This window comes from Streptomyces rhizosphaerihabitans (assembly GCF_025399795.1).
Lineage (GTDB): Bacteria > Actinomycetota > Actinomycetes > Streptomycetales > Streptomycetaceae > Streptomyces > Streptomyces rhizosphaerihabitans.
The window spans coordinates 121,407-137,644 of sequence record NZ_JAODTZ010000019.1; the positions used below are offsets into that span (position 1 = coordinate 121,407).

At 70.9% G+C, this 16,238-nt stretch carries 15 protein-coding genes; 2 read left to right on the forward strand and 13 right to left on the reverse strand.

Translation table 11 applies throughout. The features are described from left to right. Positions 1 to 3: 3 nt before the first annotated feature. The 3 genes from N4G66_RS20710 to N4G66_RS20720 all read right to left on the reverse strand — a co-directional run bounded on the left by N4G66_RS20710 (position 4) and on the right by N4G66_RS20720 (position 2,113). On the reverse strand, positions 4 to 726 hold the full coding sequence (locus tag N4G66_RS20710) for an NADPH-dependent F420 reductase (RefSeq protein WP_261705653.1): 723 nt from the start codon (positions 724 to 726) through the stop codon (positions 4 to 6). A gap of 199 nt (positions 727 to 925) precedes the next feature. Then, complete coding sequence (locus tag N4G66_RS20715) at positions 926 to 1,138, reverse strand: EF-hand domain-containing protein (protein WP_261705625.1); 213 nt, start codon at positions 1,136 to 1,138, stop codon at positions 926 to 928. Positions 1,139 to 1,198: 60 nt separating this feature from the next. After that, a complete protein-coding gene (locus N4G66_RS20720; RefSeq protein ID WP_261705626.1) occupies positions 1,199 to 2,113 on the reverse strand; it encodes a MerR family transcriptional regulator in 915 nt (304 codons plus the stop codon). A gap of 54 nt (positions 2,114 to 2,167) precedes the next feature. Here N4G66_RS20720 and N4G66_RS20725 point away from each other — a divergent pair, with 54 nt between their 5' ends. After that, positions 2,168 to 2,860 carry a GNAT family N-acetyltransferase gene (locus N4G66_RS20725; RefSeq protein ID WP_261705627.1) on the forward strand — a complete coding sequence of 231 codons (693 nt, stop codon included), beginning with the start codon at positions 2,168 to 2,170 and terminating at the stop codon, positions 2,858 to 2,860. Between the two features lie 244 nt (positions 2,861 to 3,104). Here N4G66_RS20725 and N4G66_RS20730 read toward each other — a convergent pair whose 3' ends face one another. From N4G66_RS20730 to N4G66_RS20755, 6 genes are all read right to left on the reverse strand, one after another. After that, positions 3,105 to 4,304 (reverse strand): YncE family protein, encoded by a 1,200-nt coding sequence (locus tag N4G66_RS20730; RefSeq protein ID WP_261705628.1) that lies wholly within the window; start codon positions 4,302 to 4,304, stop codon positions 3,105 to 3,107. Next, a complete protein-coding gene (locus N4G66_RS20735; protein ID WP_261705629.1) occupies positions 4,304 to 5,140 on the reverse strand; it encodes a polysaccharide deacetylase family protein in 837 nt (278 codons plus the stop codon). The genes N4G66_RS20730 and N4G66_RS20735 overlap by 1 nt, the downstream gene beginning before the upstream one ends. Positions 5,141 to 5,634: 494 nt before the next feature. After that, entirely contained in the window at positions 5,635 to 6,138 is a 504-nt protein-coding gene (locus tag N4G66_RS20740) for an ATP-binding protein (protein ID WP_261705630.1), read from the reverse strand. A 364-nt stretch (positions 6,139 to 6,502) separates the two neighbouring features. Then, entirely contained in the window at positions 6,503 to 7,270 is a 768-nt protein-coding gene (locus N4G66_RS20745; RefSeq protein ID WP_261705631.1) for an enoyl-CoA hydratase/isomerase family protein, read from the reverse strand. Positions 7,271 to 7,391: 121 nt separating this feature from the next. After that, on the reverse strand, positions 7,392 to 8,639 hold the full coding sequence (locus tag N4G66_RS20750) for a L,D-transpeptidase (RefSeq protein ID WP_261705632.1): 1,248 nt from the start codon (positions 8,637 to 8,639) through the stop codon (positions 7,392 to 7,394). Between the two features lie 181 nt (positions 8,640 to 8,820). Continuing rightward, complete coding sequence (locus N4G66_RS20755; RefSeq protein WP_261705633.1) at positions 8,821 to 10,050, reverse strand: L,D-transpeptidase; 1,230 nt, start codon at positions 10,048 to 10,050, stop codon at positions 8,821 to 8,823. Positions 10,051 to 10,201: 151 nt separating this feature from the next. Here N4G66_RS20755 and glgX point away from each other — a divergent pair, with 151 nt between their 5' ends. Continuing rightward, positions 10,202 to 12,526, forward strand: coding sequence for a glycogen debranching protein GlgX (gene glgX / locus N4G66_RS20760; RefSeq protein WP_391858842.1), 2,325 nt, complete (start codon positions 10,202 to 10,204; stop codon positions 12,524 to 12,526). A 33-nt stretch (positions 12,527 to 12,559) separates the two neighbouring features. Here glgX and N4G66_RS20765 read toward each other — a convergent pair whose 3' ends face one another. The 4 genes from N4G66_RS20765 to N4G66_RS20780 are packed head-to-tail and all read right to left on the reverse strand — an operon-like array spanning position 12,560 to position 16,109. After that, positions 12,560 to 13,210 (reverse strand): response regulator, encoded by a 651-nt coding sequence (locus N4G66_RS20765; RefSeq protein WP_261705634.1) that lies wholly within the window; start codon positions 13,208 to 13,210, stop codon positions 12,560 to 12,562. Continuing rightward, the gene (locus N4G66_RS20770; protein WP_261705635.1) at positions 13,200 to 14,450 is read right to left on the reverse strand and encodes a sensor histidine kinase; all 1,251 of its coding nucleotides are present in this window, start codon (positions 14,448 to 14,450) and stop codon (positions 13,200 to 13,202) included. The genes N4G66_RS20765 and N4G66_RS20770 overlap by 11 nt, the downstream gene beginning before the upstream one ends. Before the next feature lie 25 nt (positions 14,451 to 14,475). After that, positions 14,476 to 15,210, reverse strand: coding sequence for an ABC transporter permease (locus N4G66_RS20775; protein WP_261705636.1), 735 nt, complete (start codon positions 15,208 to 15,210; stop codon positions 14,476 to 14,478). Further along, positions 15,207 to 16,109: an ABC transporter ATP-binding protein gene (locus N4G66_RS20780; protein WP_261705637.1), complete on the reverse strand. Its 903-nt coding sequence runs from the start codon at positions 16,107 to 16,109 to the stop codon at positions 15,207 to 15,209. Before N4G66_RS20780 ends, N4G66_RS20775 begins: the two co-directional genes overlap by 4 nt. Positions 16,110 to 16,238 lie beyond the last annotated feature (129 nt).

Here is a 16,238-nt window from a genome sequence, read left to right on the forward strand (position 1 = left end):
CGGTCACCCGCGGAAGTCCGCCTGACGCTCCGGGGACGCCTCCGCCAGTGCCTTCGTGACCGCGTCGACGCCTTCCTGGAGGCCATAGACGGGGGTGCCGGGCTGCTGGCGCCAGGAGTCGTCCAGGCCGCCGGCGTCGACGGTGTCGAAGCCGATCTCGTCGATGAGGTCGCGCACGCGCCGCTTCGCCGCCGCGTCGTCGCCGGCCACCGGGAGGGCCATGCGGTCGGGGGCGCCGGCCGGGCGGGCGCGGTCCAGGAGGTCCTGCGCGAAGGTGCCGTTGAAGGCCTTGATGACCGTGTGGCCGATCTGCTGGGCGGTCCAGCGGCTCTCGGTGAGGCCGTCGTCCTCGATCCCGGCGATCCTGCCGTCGCGCTGCTGGGGGTAGTAGTTGCCGGTGTCGATGACGGCGACGCCCTCGGCGGCTCCGTCCAGGATGCCGTCCGGCAGGTTCGGTACGGCCTTGAGCGGGATCGTGACGATCACGACGTCCGCGTCCTGTGCCGCCTGCTCGACCGTGACCGGGGTCGCCCCGGTCTCCTCGGCGAGCGCGCCGAGCGTCTGGGGACCGCGGGAGTTGGCGACGGAGACGTCGTGACCGACAGCGGTGAGCCGCCGGGTGAGGTTGCCGCCGATGTTGCCCGCGCCGATGATGCCGATCTTCATGAGAGACAGACCCTTCCGGGGTGGATGCTCCTGATGGGCACACCAACTCCGGAGGCGGATGCGCTATTCCGGGACGTACGGCATCCGGGTGACCGGTACCGAGAACGCCGAGGTCCGCGGGGCCCGGGCTCCGCACCGACGAGCGGCCGGACCTGCCCGCCCTGCCCGCTCCGCACCCGCTCTGCCCGCCCTGCCGATGGGTTCCGTCACGTCGAAGGGGCGCCCTCCGGAAACCCGGTGGGTGCCCCTTCGGCGGGCGTCACTTGCTCAGGTGGGTCCAGAACTCGTCGAACGAGAGGACCTTGTCGCCGTTGAGGTCGCGGCTGGCGATGACGGCCTCCGCCACCGACTCGGTGACGTTCCAGTCACCGCCCTGGGCGAGAGCGGTCTTGAACTCGGCTGCGGTGATGAAGCCGTCACCGTCCGTATCGATCCGCTCGAACTGCTTGCGTGCTTCCTCGATGTCGGCCACCGATCCGCCCCTTCGTCGTGCATCACTGCATGCGTTACTGCCTTGTGTACGGAGGTCACATTAACGGTCCGCGCGAGCGCGCAGTGCGGCGACCACCCAGGCGAACTCCTCACGGTGCGCCGAGAGCGGGTCCATGCCGCGGACCAGGGCGCTCAGCTCCCTGAAGCGGGCCATCTCGGCATGCGCCGCGGATTCCATGCGCGCGAGGACGGCGGCCCGGTCGGCGTCGCCGAGCAACCCGCTCAGCACCGTGTCCGCCTCCGGCGACCCGGGGTCGACACCCCGCCCCAGCGCCTCGCCCGCCAGCTGAACCAGTCGGCTCATGAACCACAAGGAGGTGCCCGGTGGCACGTCCGGCCCCCGGTCCGCCGCGTTGAACTCGATCATCTCGCGCATCCGCGCCCGGAAGCCCGGGTCCTGGATCAGCTCGGCCAGCTCCACCCAGGCGTCCACCTGTCCGGGGGTCGGGTCGTCCGGCAGATCACCGACGCTGAACCGCATCCGGGTACGGATGTCGGGGTCCGCGGTGTCCAGGCCCCCGAAGGTCTCCTCCATGAAGTCGTCGATGATGCGTCCGCGTTCGGCTGCCGAGAGCCGCGCCAGCTTGTTCATGAGTGTCATCTCCTGTGCGGTCGAACCGCGTCGCGCCACGGTCGACAGCACCGCCCGGGTCACCTTCAGCGACCTGATCTGTGCGTCCAGCGCGGCCACGTGCGCGGCCGCCACCTCCGCCACCGTCGTCTCGCCCGCCAGCACCCTGCGCACGTCCGCGAGACCGAGACCGAGCTCGCGCAGGGTGCGGATCAGCTCCAGGCGGGCCGCGGACCCGGCGTCGTACAGGCGGTAGCCGCCCGCGGACCGGGCCACCGGGGGCAATGCACCCTCGTCCGACCAGTAGCGGATGGTGCGGACGGACAGGCCGGTGCTGCGGGACAGTTCGCCGATCGTGAAAAGGCCGGTGCCGTCGTCGATCATGTCTGCGAGTGTGTGCCTTCCAGTGGGTGGAGACTCAAGCGGCGGGGGACAGTCATGCCCGGTACTCTGCGCGACATTCTGGACGCCGCGGCCCGTGGAGTCCTCCCGCCGCCCGACGGTGCCACCACGGTCGTACGCCAGCACTCCCCCCGCGACGCCGGCGTCCTCGCCTTCACCGCGCACTCCGTCGTCTTCACCGACGAGGACGAGGGCTGGGTGCGCGCGGCACTGGGCGATCTCGACTGCGACGCGCTCGCCGCGACCATGAATCCCCGGTTCCTCGCCGCGTTCATGGAGCGGACGGGACGGTCGAACGACACGATCGATCTGCTGTCCGTCGCCGCCCCGCTTCCCGGCCCCGCGACTCTCGCGCTCACGGAGATCGACGACCCCGGTCACCCGCGGGTCGCCGGGTCCCGAAGGCGGCGCGACGACGTTCGGGCGTGGGCCGCGGACGGCGGGGTCCTCGTCCTCGGGCGCGGGGTCGGCGGGCGCCTGGAGGTCGCGGCCGAGGTGGACGAGGGCGTACGGCACCGGGGGCTGGGCCGGGCGCTCGCGTCGGCGGCACGGCACCTCGCGGGCGAGCCCGTCTGGGCGCAGGTGGCGGCGGGCAACGCGCGAAGTCTGCGGGCGTTCCAGGCGGCCGGTTACCGTCCCGTCGGAGCGGAGGCGCTGCTCAGCCTTCGCCGAACCGGCGCGAGCCGAACCGGTTGCATACCGAACGGCCGTACTGAACGGCCGTACTGAACCGGCGCGTACCGAACCGACCGTACTGAACGGCCGTACTGAACCGGCCCTGTCGAACCGGCCCGTACCGAACCGGCGCGGCGGTCTTCGCGCCGACGGCCGCCAGGGACCGGAAGACGGCAACGGCCCGCCACCGCAAGCGAGTTGTGATCGCGCGGGGCACGATCACAACGCTGCGGCGACGGACCTGGGGCCGTCGCCCGTACCACGGCGGGTCAGCCGTCGCCGGTCAACAGGCCTCGCCCTAGCGGAAGATGCCGGTGTGGCCGAGCGAGTACCGGCCCGGCTGGGGGTAGACGGCGAGGCCGTGCGGACCGCTGCCGACTTTGATGCGGGCGAGCTGGACACCGGTGCGGGTGTCGATGGCGTACACCTCCGAGTTGTAGCGGCCGGAGAGCCACAGGACCTTGCCGTCCGCCGAGACACCGCCCATGTCGGGGCTGCCGCCGTTGGGCAGGTGCCACTTCTTGGTGAGTCTGTTCCGGGTGAAGTCGAAGATGGAGATGGTGCCTTCACCGCGGTTGGAGATGTACATCTCGCGCGAGTCCCGGCTGACGTAGAGGCCGTGCGTGCCCTTGCCCGTGTGCAGCAGGGTCGGCTCGGTGAACTTGTCGCCGTCCAGAACCCACACGCCGTCGGCCATCATGTCGGCGATGTAGAACCTCTTGCCGTCGGGGGAGATCTTCACGTCCTGCGGCATCGCCCCGTGGAACGGCAGCTTCTCCTGGCCGATCACCTTCATCCGCTCGGTGTCGACCTTCAGGAGTTCGCCGCTGAACTCGCAGGACACGATGAAGTAGCGGCCGTCCGGCGAGAAGTCGGCGTGGTTGACGCCGTAGCAGCTGACCGGCTCCGTCTTGACGGTCTTCATGGTGTGCGCGTCGCGGAAGACCAGTTCGCGGTCGAGGGAGGCCATCACGATCGCGTACTTGCCGTTGGGCGTGAAGTAGAGGTTGTACGGGTCGTGCACGTCGACCGGCCTGCCCGCCTCGCCGGTCCCCGGGTCGATGGGGGTGAGGGTGTTGCCCCGGTCGTTGTTGACCCACAGGGTCTTCATGTCCCAGGAGGGGACGACGTGCTGGGGCTGGACGCCGACCGGGATCGTCTCGATGACCTTGTAGGTCTTCGGGTCGATGACCGAGACCGTGTTGGAGTTGGTGTTGGGCACGTAGACGCGGGACGGGAAGTCCTTGACCACCGGGGAGAGCCGGTTCGGGCGGTCGGCGGCGTAGACGTCCCTGGGGTCCAGCAGGGGGGGCATGCCGGGCAGGCCCTGGACGGTCCGCTGCTTCGGCTGGGCGGGCCGGACGGCGGCGGCCTTGGTGCCGAGGGCTTCGTCGGCATGCTCCCGGGCGGGGCCGCCGCAGCCCGCGAGGGCGGCGAGCGTGGTGAGGGCGGCGCCGGCGATCAGGACGCGGCACAGGGAGGTGGGTGGCGTCAGCATCAGCTCAGCAGCTCCGTGGTGGTGACCGCGCGCAGGCCGCGGCGGTCGAGTTCGTGCAGGAGGGCGGGGAGGGCGGCGACCGTGTCGGCGTATCCGAAGTGCATGCTCACCACGGAGCCGGGGCGGACTTCGGCCAGGACCTTGCGGATGACCGCGGTGGCTCCCGGCGAGGTGTAGTCGAGGGAGTCGACCTCGTAGGAGAGCGTGTGCGGGTAGCCCGCGTCGCGGGCCAGGCGCTGGACCAGCGGGGAAGCCCGGGGGCTGCGGGAGGGCCGGAACCAGGTGCCGATCGAGCCGGTGAGCCGCTTGAGGCGGTCCGCGCAGCCCCGGATCTCCGCGGCCGCCTCCGTCGGTGACATCGCGTTGATGTCGAGGTGGCGAAAGGTGTGATTGCCGAGGTCGTGGCCGCCGTCGAGGATGCGGCGGGCGAGACCTGGGTGTTCGTCCAGCCAGGTGCCGACGGCGAGGACGGTGACCCGGGCGCCGACCTTCTCGGCCTCACCGAGAAGCGAGTTCGCGACGGCTGGGTCACCCTGGCCGTGGAAGGTGAGGGCCACCTTGGACGGGTGGGTGCGGGGGCCGTGGGTGATTTCGGAGGGCTGGGCGGGGTAGCGGCGGGGGGCGGGGGCGAGTACGGGGGCTCCGCGGGTCGCGGTGGCGCGGGGTGCGCTGGGCGCGGCCGGAGGTGTCGTGAGGTCGTGGGGAGTGGCGCGCGGGGTGGAGCAGCCTGCGGTCACTCCGGTGGCGAGGGTTCCTGCGGTGAGCGCGAGTCCCGTGAGCAGGGCCGCGCGCCGGGGCGGGGCGGGGGCTGCGTGGTCTTCGGCGGGCGTGGTCACCGGACCATTTAAGGGTGAATCGACCGAAAAACCGGCGATTGGTCCGGCCGGGTGGTGGTGCGGGTCGCTCGGCGGCTCCCGGACACGGGGTCGCACGGGGCGGCGGAGCCCGCAAGCGGAGCGGGATCCCCTGCTTTTGGATCAGTCGGCCGCGTCTGCGATAGTCGGCGATGCGACCTCCACCCATTGACCCGGGCCACGGTTGTCGCCGGTGCCGCGGTTCACACCCCAATTCGTTCCGCGACACCCCGCAAGCCCCGGCTGCCACACGGCCGGGGCTTTTGCGCTCGGGGCCGCGGGCGCGGGGCTCGCCCTGGCGGGCGTACGGGGATTTCGGGTACGAGGCCTACGGGTGTGGGACTTTCGCGTACAGGTCTTTCACGTACGGGCTTTCGCGCGCAGGGCTCTCGTGTGCAGGGCTCTCGTGTACGGGCCGGGACGGGCCGGCGGTCGGAACGGGCTGGCGGTCGGAACGGGCTGGCGGTCGGAACGGGTCAGCGGTCGGCGACGCGCATCTCGAACCAGGTGGTCTTGCCGCGGGGCAGCAGGTCGACGCCCCAGCGGTCGGAGAGCTTGTCGACGAGGAAGAGTCCCCGGCCGCTCAGGTCCATTTCCTGGACCGGCATGAGACAGGGAAGGCCGCGGGAGGGGTCACGGACCTCGATACGGATCCAGCCGCGGCGGCGGCGCATACGGAGTCCGAAAACGCGGGCGCCTGTGTGCCGTACGGCGTTTCCCACGAGTTCGGAGACGAGTAAGACCGCGTCCTCGGTCATCTTCGGGGACAGGCCCCAGTGCCGCAGCACCACGACCTGGGTGAGCCGCCGCGCGGTGGCCGCGGACTCCGGGCGGGACGGCAACGGCACCTCTCCCTCGGTGGGATTGCCGAACAACTCCATCGCCTTGAGCGCCCGTTCGTCCTCGACCGCAGGCGTCCAGCGCGCCGCGGTCGCACTTCCGTGCCGCCGCGGCTGTTCGATACCCTCCAGCCCCGCCATGCCCCCATCATGGCCGCCAAGAGCCCCCTTCGGGGCCGTTCCGGAGGAATACGCCCCCCGGAACGCGACATTCCACACCATCCGATCGGCATATGCCACAGGCAGTTCGGGGATGGTAAGGGCCCTTCCGACCTGCCGGAACAGGCCCGTCGAGGGCAATCGCCAGTGCCTCGCGACAAGGTTCACTTAAGGTTGCCTTAAGCCTGGGATAAACCGCTCCAACGGGGGACGCCGGGTAAGACATCGCGTCAACTGCAAGTGGATCAGCGGACCACGAGGGGGAAGTTCGCCGCGATCGGCGGCCGTCGGCCGTGCCGGCCCGGGAGACCGCACTGCCGTGTCCCGGGCCGGCGCGGCGGACAGCTCAGAGGAACTTCGCCTTGCCGGGGCCCTCTTCCACGAAGCTCCGCATTCCGCGCTCGCGGTCCTCCGTCGCGAACAGGCCGGCGAACCAGTTCCGCTCGATGGTCAGTCCGGTCTCGATGTCCGTCTCCAGGCCCGCGTCGATCGACTCCTTCGCGGCGCGCAGCGCGATGGCCGGGCCCTGCGCGAGCCGGGCGGCCCAGGCGTGCGCGGCGGTGTACACCTCGGCGGCGGGGACGACCCGGTCGACCAGGCCGAGCGCGAGGGCTTCGTCGGCCTTGACCATGCGGCCGGTGAAGATGAGGTCCTTGGCCTTGGAGGGGCCGATCAGCCGGGACAGCCGCTGGGTACCACCGGCGCCGGGGATCAGGCCGAGCAGGATCTCCGGCTGGCCCAGCTTGGCGTTGTCCCCGGCGATGCGGTAGTCGGCGCAGAGGGCCAGCTCGCAGCCGCCGCCGAGCGCGTATCCGGTGACGGCGGCGACTACGGGCTTGGGGATGCGCGCGACGGCGGTGAAGGAGTCCTGCAGGGCCCGGGACCGTACGACCATCGCGGCGTGGTCCATGGCCTGCATCTCCTTGATGTCCGCGCCCGCCGCGAACACCTTCTCCCCGCCGTACAGCACCACCGCGCGGACGTCCGGCCGGATCGTGGCCTCCTCGGCCAGTTCCTTGAGGCGGTCCTGCGTCGCGACGTCCAGGGCGTTCATGGGAGGGCGGTCCAGGCGGATGGTGCCCACGCCTTCGGCCACTTCGAGATGCACAGTCATGGAAACAGGTTAGTGGCCGTTAACGACACCGGGCCGGGTGTGCTGAGTCACAGCACACCCGGCCCGGTGAAGAGCGGTCCTTCGATCCGGTCCGGCGCGGTTGCCCGGTCCGGTCCCGCGGCTACTTGATCCAGTCCGACCAGGACATGTTCCAGCCGTTGAGGCCGTTGTCCGGGGCGACCGTCTTGTCGTGGGAGTGCTTGACGACCACCACGTCGCCGATCATCGAGTTGTCGAAGAACCAGGCCGCCGGCACCTTGCCGTCGTAGCCGCCGCGCACATCGCGCAGGCCGACGCAGCCGTGGCTGGCGTTGAAGTTGCCGAAGGCGCCGCCACCCCAGTAGTTGCCGTGGATGAAGGTTCCCGAGTTGGTCAGGCGCTGGGCGTGCGGCACGTCCTTGATGTCGTACTCGCCGCCGTAGCCGACCGTCTCGCCGTTCATACGGGTCACCTTGAGGCGCTCGCTGATGACCATCTGGCCGTTCCAGGTCTCGTAGCCCGGCTTGCCCGTGGTGATCGGGATGGTCTTGAGGACCTTGCCGTCGCGCCTGACGACCATCTTGTGGGTCTTGGCGTCGACGGTGCTGACCTGGCTGCGGCCGATCGTGAACTTCACGGTCCTGGCCTGCTTACCGTAGACACCGGGGCGGCCCTCGACACCGTCGAGGTCGAAGGTGACGGTGACCTTCGTACCGGCCTGCCAGTAGTTCTCGGGACGGAAGTCGAGACGGTCGTTGCCGAACCAGTGACCCTCGACGTCGACCGCCGGCTCGGTCTTGAAGGTGATGGCCTTCTTGACGTCGTCGGGGTGTGTGATGCCCCGGGTGAAGTGGATCGAGAAGGGCATCCCGACGCCCACCTTGGAACCGTCCTCGGGCGTGTAGATGCCGACGAACGTGTTCTTCGGGGTCAGCGTGGTGAACGCGGCCTCCTCGGCCGCCTCACGGCCACTGGAGTCCTTGGCCACCGCGTGGACCTTGTACTTGGTGGCCGCGGCGAGGTGTGTCGAGGGCGTCCAGGTGGCGCCCCCGTCCGTGATGCTGCCCTTGACAGCGTTGCCCTTGGTGTCCTCGACGGCCACCTCGGTCAACTTGCCCTTGGCCGCGGTCACCTTGAGAGCGCCGCTGGTCTTCACGTCCGCGGCGCCGTCCTTCGGAGCGATGGTCACCACGGCCTGCGAGACCTTGGTGTCCGCCGTGCCGCTGGAGCCCTTGCCCTTGCCGTCGCCGGAGCCGGACCCCTGGTCCGAACTCCCTCCCCCGCCGCAGGCGGTCACGGCGAGCAGCAGAACTCCCAGCAGCGCCAGGACTCCCTTGCTCCTGTGTGTCCGCGCGCCAACCGACGCCCCCGATATCGGTCGCCCGTTCAAAATTGTTTTCTCCCCTCGCACGGCCTGATCAGGCCCGCACTCCAGCGCGTCCCACGCGCGTATCGCGCTAATTAATCACACGACCTGGAGTGATGGCTCCCCGGGAAGGTCACCGTTCAGTCCCAACTTCGGCCGTACGGGGCGCGGCTGGAGCCCGTAGTGCGGATACCCGTATATCGGGTTACTTCACCGCCCCACCCCTTTTCCATTCCTTCCAGCCCATGTTCCAGCCACCCAGTCCGTTGTCGGGGGCGACCGACTTGTCCTTGCTGTGGACGACCTCGATGACGTCCCCGATGAGGCTGCGGTCGAAGAACCAGCCCGCCGGAGTGTCCGAGCTGCCGCCCTTCACGTCCCGCAGACCCACGCAACCGTGGCTCACATTGGCGTTGCCGAAGGCGTCCGGCGCCCAGTAGTTGCCGTGCAGGAAGGTTCCGGAGTCGGTCAGGCGCATCGCGTGCGGAACGTCGGGGATGTTGTACTCCCCGCCGAAACCGACGGTCCGGCTGTTCATCCGGGTCACTTCGAGCATCTCCGTGACCACCATCTTCCCGTTGTACGTCGTCGTCTTGGGCGCCCCCGCCGTGATGGGCACCGTGGCGATGAGGCTGCCGTCGCGGCGTACCTCCATGGTGTGCGCGCGGGCGTCGACGAGCGACGTCTGGCTGCGGCCGACGGTGAACGAGAAGGTCCTGGACTGGAGTCCGTACACCCCCGGTGAAGCTTCGACGTCACGCAGCCGCAGCTCCACGGTGACCTTCGTGCCCGGCTTCCAGTACCGCTCGGGGCGGAAGTCGACGCGGCCGTCGCCGAACCAGTGCGCGCGGATCTCGGCCGCCGGCCGCGCCCGCACGTGGATGGCACGCTCGACGGCGGCCCGGTTCTCGATCTCCCGGTTGAACTCGAGGGAGACGATCATTCCGGTGCCCACGACGGACCGGTCCTCCGGAGTGACGTATCCGATGAACCGCTCGTCGGGGACGGCCGTGGTGAACATGGTGTGCCGTGCCGAGCGGTGCCCGCTCCCGTCCAGGGCCACCGCGTCGACGGTGTACTTGGCGGCCAGGGCGAGCCGCGTCCCGTCCGGTTTCCAGGACAGGCCGTCGTCGCTGATGCGCCCCGGCACCGGGGACTCCTCGGCATCCTGGGACCTGACGACCTTCACGGACTCCAGGCGCCCGCTGGGCACCCGTACCAGCAGCGGCTCCTCGGGGCGTACCCCCTTGGTGTTGTCGTCGGGCGAGACATGGATGACGTCCTCGGGCGACCGTGGTTTGCCGAACGCCTCGCCGATCCCCTTCGAGATCCCGTCGGAGGAGCAGCCGGAGGCTCCGGCCAGCAGGCCGGCCCAGGTCAGTACGGCGGCCAGCGCGGCCCCTGCGCGCCGCGCGCGCGTCTGTACGTGCTTCACAAGGGACCCAACGACGCCGCCCCTCCGGGGAAACGTGAGTGCGAGCCACGCTCTGGGCAGAACAGTGGGGAGGACGACGCGACAAGGAGCTGCGGCCGGGACGCCGTGCACCCTTTTTCGTGCCGTTCCACGAGCCGTGGGAGGCTGACCGGTGTCGAGCGCACCCGAGCAGGAGGCGGTCCACGAGGGACATGCCGTGGGCGGCGGGCTGCCCGCGCAGACCGCCACGGACCCGGCGGGGCCGTCCGCCGCCGCTCCGGCGGCCACGGACCCGGCGGTGGAGCCGGCCGCTCCCCCGGTGAACGGCGCGCGGCGGCGCCCCGCGGCGCCCCCCGTCTCCGTGTGGCCGGGTGCCCCGACTCCGCTCGGAGCACGCTTCCGGGTCGGGCCCGACGGCTCCACCGGCACCAACTTCGCGCTGTGGGCGGGCGGTGCGGAGGCCGTCGACCTGTGCCTCTTCGACGAGGAGGGCGCCGAGACACGCGTCCCGCTCACCGAACTCACCCACGAGATCTGGCACGGCTTCGTCCCCGGTGTGCACCCCGGCCGCCGCTACGGCTTCCGGGTGCACGGCCGCTGGGACCCGTGGACCGGCGCCCGCTGGAACCCGGCGAAGCTGCTCCTGGACCCGTACGCCCGTGCCGTGGACGGCGACTTCAGCCTGCCGCCCGAGGTGTACGGGCATGTCAGGGACTGGCCCCAGCAGCAGGTCGCCGACACCGTGCGCGACGACCGCGACTCGGCGCCCTTCGTCCCCAAGGGCGTCGTCGTCCAGGACGACGACGACTGGTCGGACGACCACCGCCCGAAGACCCCCTGGGCGGACTCGGTGATCTACGAACTGCACGTGCGCGGATTCACCCGTCTGCACCCCGGGATCCCCGAGGACCTGCGCGGCACGTACGCGGGACTGGCGCACCCGGCCGCGATCGAGCACCTGGTGAACCTCGGGGTGACGGCGGTGGAACTGCTGCCGGTGCACCAGTTCGCGCACGAGGACCATCTGCTGCGCCGGGGCCTGAAGAACTACTGGGGCTACAACTCGATCGGCTACTTCGCCCCGCACGCGGGCTACGCCGCCTCCGGCACGACCGGCGGGCAGGTCGGCGAGTTCAAACGGATGGTGCGCGCGCTGCACGCGGCCGGGATCGAGGTCATCCTCGACGTGGTCTACAACCACACCGCGGAGGCGGGCGAACTCGGCCCGATGCTGTCGCTGCGCGGCATCGACAACCGGGGGTACTACCGGCTCCAGTCGGACGCCCGCCGCTACACGGACTACACGGGGTGCGGCAACACCCTGCACGTCGTGCAGCCGCAGGTGCTGCGGCTGATCACGGACTCGCTGCGGTACTGGGTGACCGAGATGGGCGTCGACGGCTTCCGCTTCGACCTGGCGGCCGCGCTCGCCCGGTCCATGCACGATGTCGACATGCTGTCGCCGTTCCTCGCCGTCATCGCGCAGGATCCCGTGCTGCGCCGGGTGAAGCTGATCGCCGAGCCGTGGGACGTCGGCTCCGGCGGCTACCAGGTGGGGGCTTTCCCGCCCCTGTGGACCGAGTGGAACGACCGCTACCGCAACGCCGTCCGGGACTTCTGGCGCGGCGCGCTGCCCGACGTACGGGACCTGGGCTACCGGTTGTCCGGGTCGAGCGACCTGTACGCCTGGGGCGGACGGCGGCCGTACGCCTCCGTCAACTTCGTGACCGCGCACGACGGTTTCACCCTGCGGGACCTCGTGTCCTACGAGCGCAAGCACAACGAGGCGAACGGCGAGGGCAACCGGGACGGTTCCGACGACAACCGGGCGTGGAACGGCGGGGCGGAGGGCGAGAGCGACGACGAGCGCGTACAGGCGCTGCGGCGGCGGCAGTTGAGGAACCTGCTGACGACGCTGCTGCTGTCGACCGGGGTGCCGATGCTGGTCGCCGGGGACGAGTTCGGGCGGACCCAGCGGGGCAACAACAACGCCTACTGCCAGGACAACGAGATCAGCTGGGTCGACTGGTCGCAGCTGGACGACCCCGGCTGGCGGGCGCTGTTCGAGCTGACGTCCCGTCTGATCGCGCTGCGGCACGAACATCCCGTGCTGCGCCGCCGGGCGTTCTTCTCCGGGCGGGCCCATTCGGTCGACGGACTGCGGGATCTCGCCTGGTTCACCGCGCGGGGCACCGAGATGACGGAACGGGACTGGTACGCGCCCGCCGCGACCCTCGGGATGTATCTGTCCGGCCGGGACATCCCCGGCCGGGACGCGCGGGGCACCCCGGTCGTCGACGACAGCTTCCTCGCCGTGCTGCACGCCGGGGACCGGCCGGCCCCCTTCGACCTGCCCGGCGCCCCCTGGGCCGCGCGGTACGAGGTGGTCGTGGACACCTCGCGCGAGGACCAGGCAGCGGCGCCCGGGCTCGTGCACCGGGCGGGCACGGCGATCACGGTGCCGGCGCGGTCCGTGCTGCTGCTGAAGGTCCGCTGAGGGCGCGCCGTCAGAGACCTGGGCGCGGCCCGGTCAGCCGAGGATCCCCCGCTCGTACGCCGTCGCCACCGCCGCCGCCCGGTCCTTGACGCCCAACTTGGCGTACAGGTGGGTGAGATGGGTCTTCACGGTCGCCTCGCTGATGAACAGTTCGCGGGCGACCTCGCGGTTGGAGGTGCCCTTGGCGACCAGGGCCAGCACCTCGCGCTCACGGGCCGAGAGAGCCTCGTTGCCGGGAGCGCCGGAATCACGGACGGCGCTGACCAGGCGCGAGGCGACGGCCGGGGAGAGGACCGTACGGCCCTCGGCGGCAGCGCGCACGGCGGTGAACAGCTCGTCGCGGGGCGCGTCCTTCAGCAGATAACCCGTGGCGCCCGCCTCGATCGCGGGCAGGGTGTCGGAGTCGGTGTCGTAGGTGGTGAGGACGAGGACCCTGGCGCGGACGCGGCGGCGGCTCAGTTCGGCGATGGCGTCCACTCCCCCGCCGCCCGGCATGCGCAGGTCCATCAGGATCACGTCCGGGTCGAGGGCGGCGGCCCGCTCGACCGCCTCGACTCCGTTCACCGCCTCGCCGACGACCGTGAAACCGGGCGCGGACTCGAACATGCCGCGCAGACCGTCGCGTACGACGGGATGGTCGTCGACGATCAGCAGCGAGATTCGGGGGTCAGTGTCATGGGGCATGGCGTACCAACGGTACGCGAGCCGAGAGCGCCGTGCCGTGGCCCGGCTCGGACTCCACGGCGAGCGAACCGGCGATGCGTTCGGCGCGGGCGCGCATGCCGTCGAGGCCGAATCCGCCGGTGCCGGTGCGGGCGGGCACGGCGAGCGCGTCGAAGCCACGGCCGTCGTCGCGCACGTCGAGGGTGACCTCGTCGCCCATGAAGCTCAGCGTCACTCCGACGCGGGCGGCGGCCGCGTGCCGTGCGGCGTTGGAGAGGGCCTCCTGGGCGATGCGCAGGAGGGTGGCCGAGACCTCGTCGTGGAGCTGCTCACTGGTGCCGGTGACGGTGAACTCGGCACGTATGCCGGTGCGTTCGCCCCACTCGGCGACCGTCTTCTTCAGCGCCTGGGGCAGACCGTCGTCCGCCAGCGCCACGGGGGCCAGGTTGTGCACCGAGCGGCGGGCCTCGCCGAGGCTGTGGCGGGCGAGCGCGGAGGCCCGTTCGAGGTGGGTGCGGGCGATGGTCAAGCCGGGTGCGTTCGCCGCGACTTGAAGCTGAGCGATGATGCCGGTGAGGCCCTGGGCGATGGTGTCGTGGATCTCGGCGGCCAGCCGACGGCGCTCGTCGGCGACCCCGGCCTCCCGTGCCTGGACGAGAAGTTGGGCGTGAAGGGCGGCGTTCTCATCGAGAGCCCGCTGCAACGCCGCGTTGGTACGGCCGAGTTCGGCGATGACCTCGGCCTGGGTGCGGGCATGCTCCTGCTCCTGCACATTGAACCGGTTGAAGAGGGCGACCAGCCCGAGGTTGGCGCCGAACACCACGACGAAGCCCAGCCACCACAGCAGGCCGCGCGGTGGCATGCCACCGATCTCGCTGCCCGCCATGGTGAGGGCGGTCAGGAAGAGACCCGGCAGCATCAGCCGACGGGTCAGCTGGCGGGCGGCGCTGTAGTAGCCGGTGACGGCGTAGAAGGCGAAGAACGGGTTGAGCCAGGTAAGCCCGAACCCGAGCGCCCAACGGACGAAGTACAGCGTTGTACTCGTGCGGTTCGGCCCCGACCACTCGCGGGCCGCCCGCCCCCAGAACAGCTGCAGCAGCAGGGACACGGCCACCAGCGCGCCGGCGACCCGTATCGCAGCAGGCGTCATCCCGACCGCGTGGGCCGAACCGCCCGCCGTCACCACGCCGACCGCGAGCAGCGCGTAGGGCCCCCAGAGGTCGAAGAAGGCCCTGCGCTCGGGTCGTTCGGCCTGCGTCATGCCATCAGTGTCCGGCACGGTCGACTCACTCCCAACGGAACCAGCGTGCCGCGCCCACCGTCAGCAGTACCGCCCAGGCCGCCAGCACGCCCAGGTGGCCCCAGCCGAGCCAGTGCCCGGCGGCGGCCTGGTCCAGGGCGCGGGCCGCCGCGCCGAAAGGGGTCAGCTGGACCACGCGGGCCAGCGCGTGCGGCATCGCCCGCACCGGGATCCACACGCCCGCGCAGAACATCATCGGGAAGAACACAGCCGAACCGATCGCGCTCGCGATCTTCGTGGTGCGGGACAGCGCCGAGACGACCGAGCCGAGGGCCAGGGCCGCCGCGACCGCGAGCAGCAACGCCAGCAGATACCCGGCCGGTTGTCGGGGCAGTCGCACGTCGAAGGCGAGGCGGCCGACGGCGAGCGCGAGCAGCGCCGAGCCCAGCGCGACCGTGCCCTGCACTGCCATCTGCGCGGACAGCAGAGCCGAGGGCCGCACGGGGGTGAGCCGCATCCGGCGCAGGATGCCGCGCTCCCGGTAACCGGTCAGCGCCTGGGGCAGTGTCTGCACCCCGGACATGATCAGGGCGATCAGCACGGCGATGGGCACATAGGCATCGACCGGACGCAGCCCGCCCAGGGACTCGTCGGCGTGCCGGAACGACGGGATCGAACCGAGAATCACCAGGAGCAGGGTCGGGAACAGGAAGACCCAGAAGACAGCACCGGGTTCGCGGCGGAACAGCCGGAACTCGGAGCGCAGAACGGCGGTGTTCATACGGCGGCCTCCGTCAGGTCCAGGAACGCGTCGTCCAGGGTGGCGTCGGTGACGCGGAGTTGGTGGGCGGTGATGCGGTGCCGGGCGAGCAGGGTGAGGACGGCGTTGACGGTCTCGTCGGTGCCGGACAGCGTGATACGGCCGTCCTTGTGCGCGACGGACGCGAGCGCGGGGAGCGCGGCCAGGTCACCCTCGTCCAGTGGCGCCGACGGCGTGAAGCTGATGACGGTCGAGCCCGTCGAGCGGCGGATCAGACCGGCCGGGGTGTCCAGGGCGGCCACACGCCCCTGATCGATGACCGCGATCCGGTCGCACAGCCGCTGCGCCTCCTCCATGGAGTGCGAGACCAGGAGGACGGTGACGCCCTGGGCGCGGATGTCCTCGATGAGCTCCCAGGTGTCGCGGCGGGCCCGCGGGTCGAGCCCGGTGGTCAGCTCGTCGAGCACGACCACGCGTGGGTTGCCGATGAGCGCGAGCGCGATGAACAGGCGCTGCTTCTGGCCGCCCGAGAGTTTGCCGAAGCCGGTGCCGAGCCGGTCGGTCAGTCCGAGGCGTTCGGCCAGCGGGCGCCAGTCGGCGGGGTCCGGGTAGAAGGCGGCGTACAGCTCCAGGGCCTCGCGCACGGTGAGTTTCGCCTGGAGTTCGCTCTGCTGGAGCTGGGCGCCGAGGACGCGGCTGGTGGCCTCGTGGTCGGTGAAGGGATCCAGCCCGGCGACCCGGACGCGGCCCGCGTCGGGGACCCGCAGCCCCTGGACGCATTCGACGGTGGTGGTCTTGCCGGCGCCGTTCGGGCCGAGGATCCCGAAGATCTCGCCCTCCTCGACGGTGAAGGAGACACCGTCGACGACGGCCCGGCCGCCGTAGGACTTGCGCAGTCCGCTCACTTCGATGACTGACATGTTCCGAGAGTTCCAGCGGGCCCCCCGCCGGTACATCGGCCATCACGCTCGAACCGGCATCAGCCGATCGGTTGATGCGGCGGTACGACTCCTCGAACGCCCGCCCCCGGCAGTGGCCGCGCGGGCGCC

What these genes read in the sequence shown, in the direction of transcription:
- N4G66_RS20720 (WP_261705626.1), bottom strand. Translation starts at nt 2,113, where the DNA reads ATGATCGACGACGGCACCGGCCTTTTCACGATCGGCGAACTGTCCCGC.
- N4G66_RS20725 (WP_261705627.1), top strand. Translation starts at nt 2,168, where the DNA reads ATGCCCGGTACTCTGCGCGACATTCTGGACGCCGCGGCCCGTGGAGTC.
- N4G66_RS20730 (WP_261705628.1), bottom strand. Translation starts at nt 4,304, where the DNA reads ATGCTGACGCCACCCACCTCCCTGTGCCGCGTCCTGATCGCCGGCGCC.
- N4G66_RS20740 (WP_261705630.1), bottom strand. Translation starts at nt 6,138, where the DNA reads ATGGCGGGGCTGGAGGGTATCGAACAGCCGCGGCGGCACGGAAGTGCG.
- N4G66_RS20745 (WP_261705631.1), bottom strand. Translation starts at nt 7,270, where the DNA reads ATGACTGTGCATCTCGAAGTGGCCGAAGGCGTGGGCACCATCCGCCTG.
- N4G66_RS20765 (WP_261705634.1), bottom strand. Translation starts at nt 13,210, where the DNA reads ATGCCCCATGACACTGACCCCCGAATCTCGCTGCTGATCGTCGACGAC.
- N4G66_RS20770 (WP_261705635.1), bottom strand. Translation starts at nt 14,450, where the DNA reads ATGACGCAGGCCGAACGACCCGAGCGCAGGGCCTTCTTCGACCTCTGG.
- N4G66_RS20775 (WP_261705636.1), bottom strand. Translation starts at nt 15,210, where the DNA reads ATGAACACCGCCGTTCTGCGCTCCGAGTTCCGGCTGTTCCGCCGCGAA.
- N4G66_RS20780 (WP_261705637.1), bottom strand. Translation starts at nt 16,109, where the DNA reads ATGTCAGTCATCGAAGTGAGCGGACTGCGCAAGTCCTACGGCGGCCGG.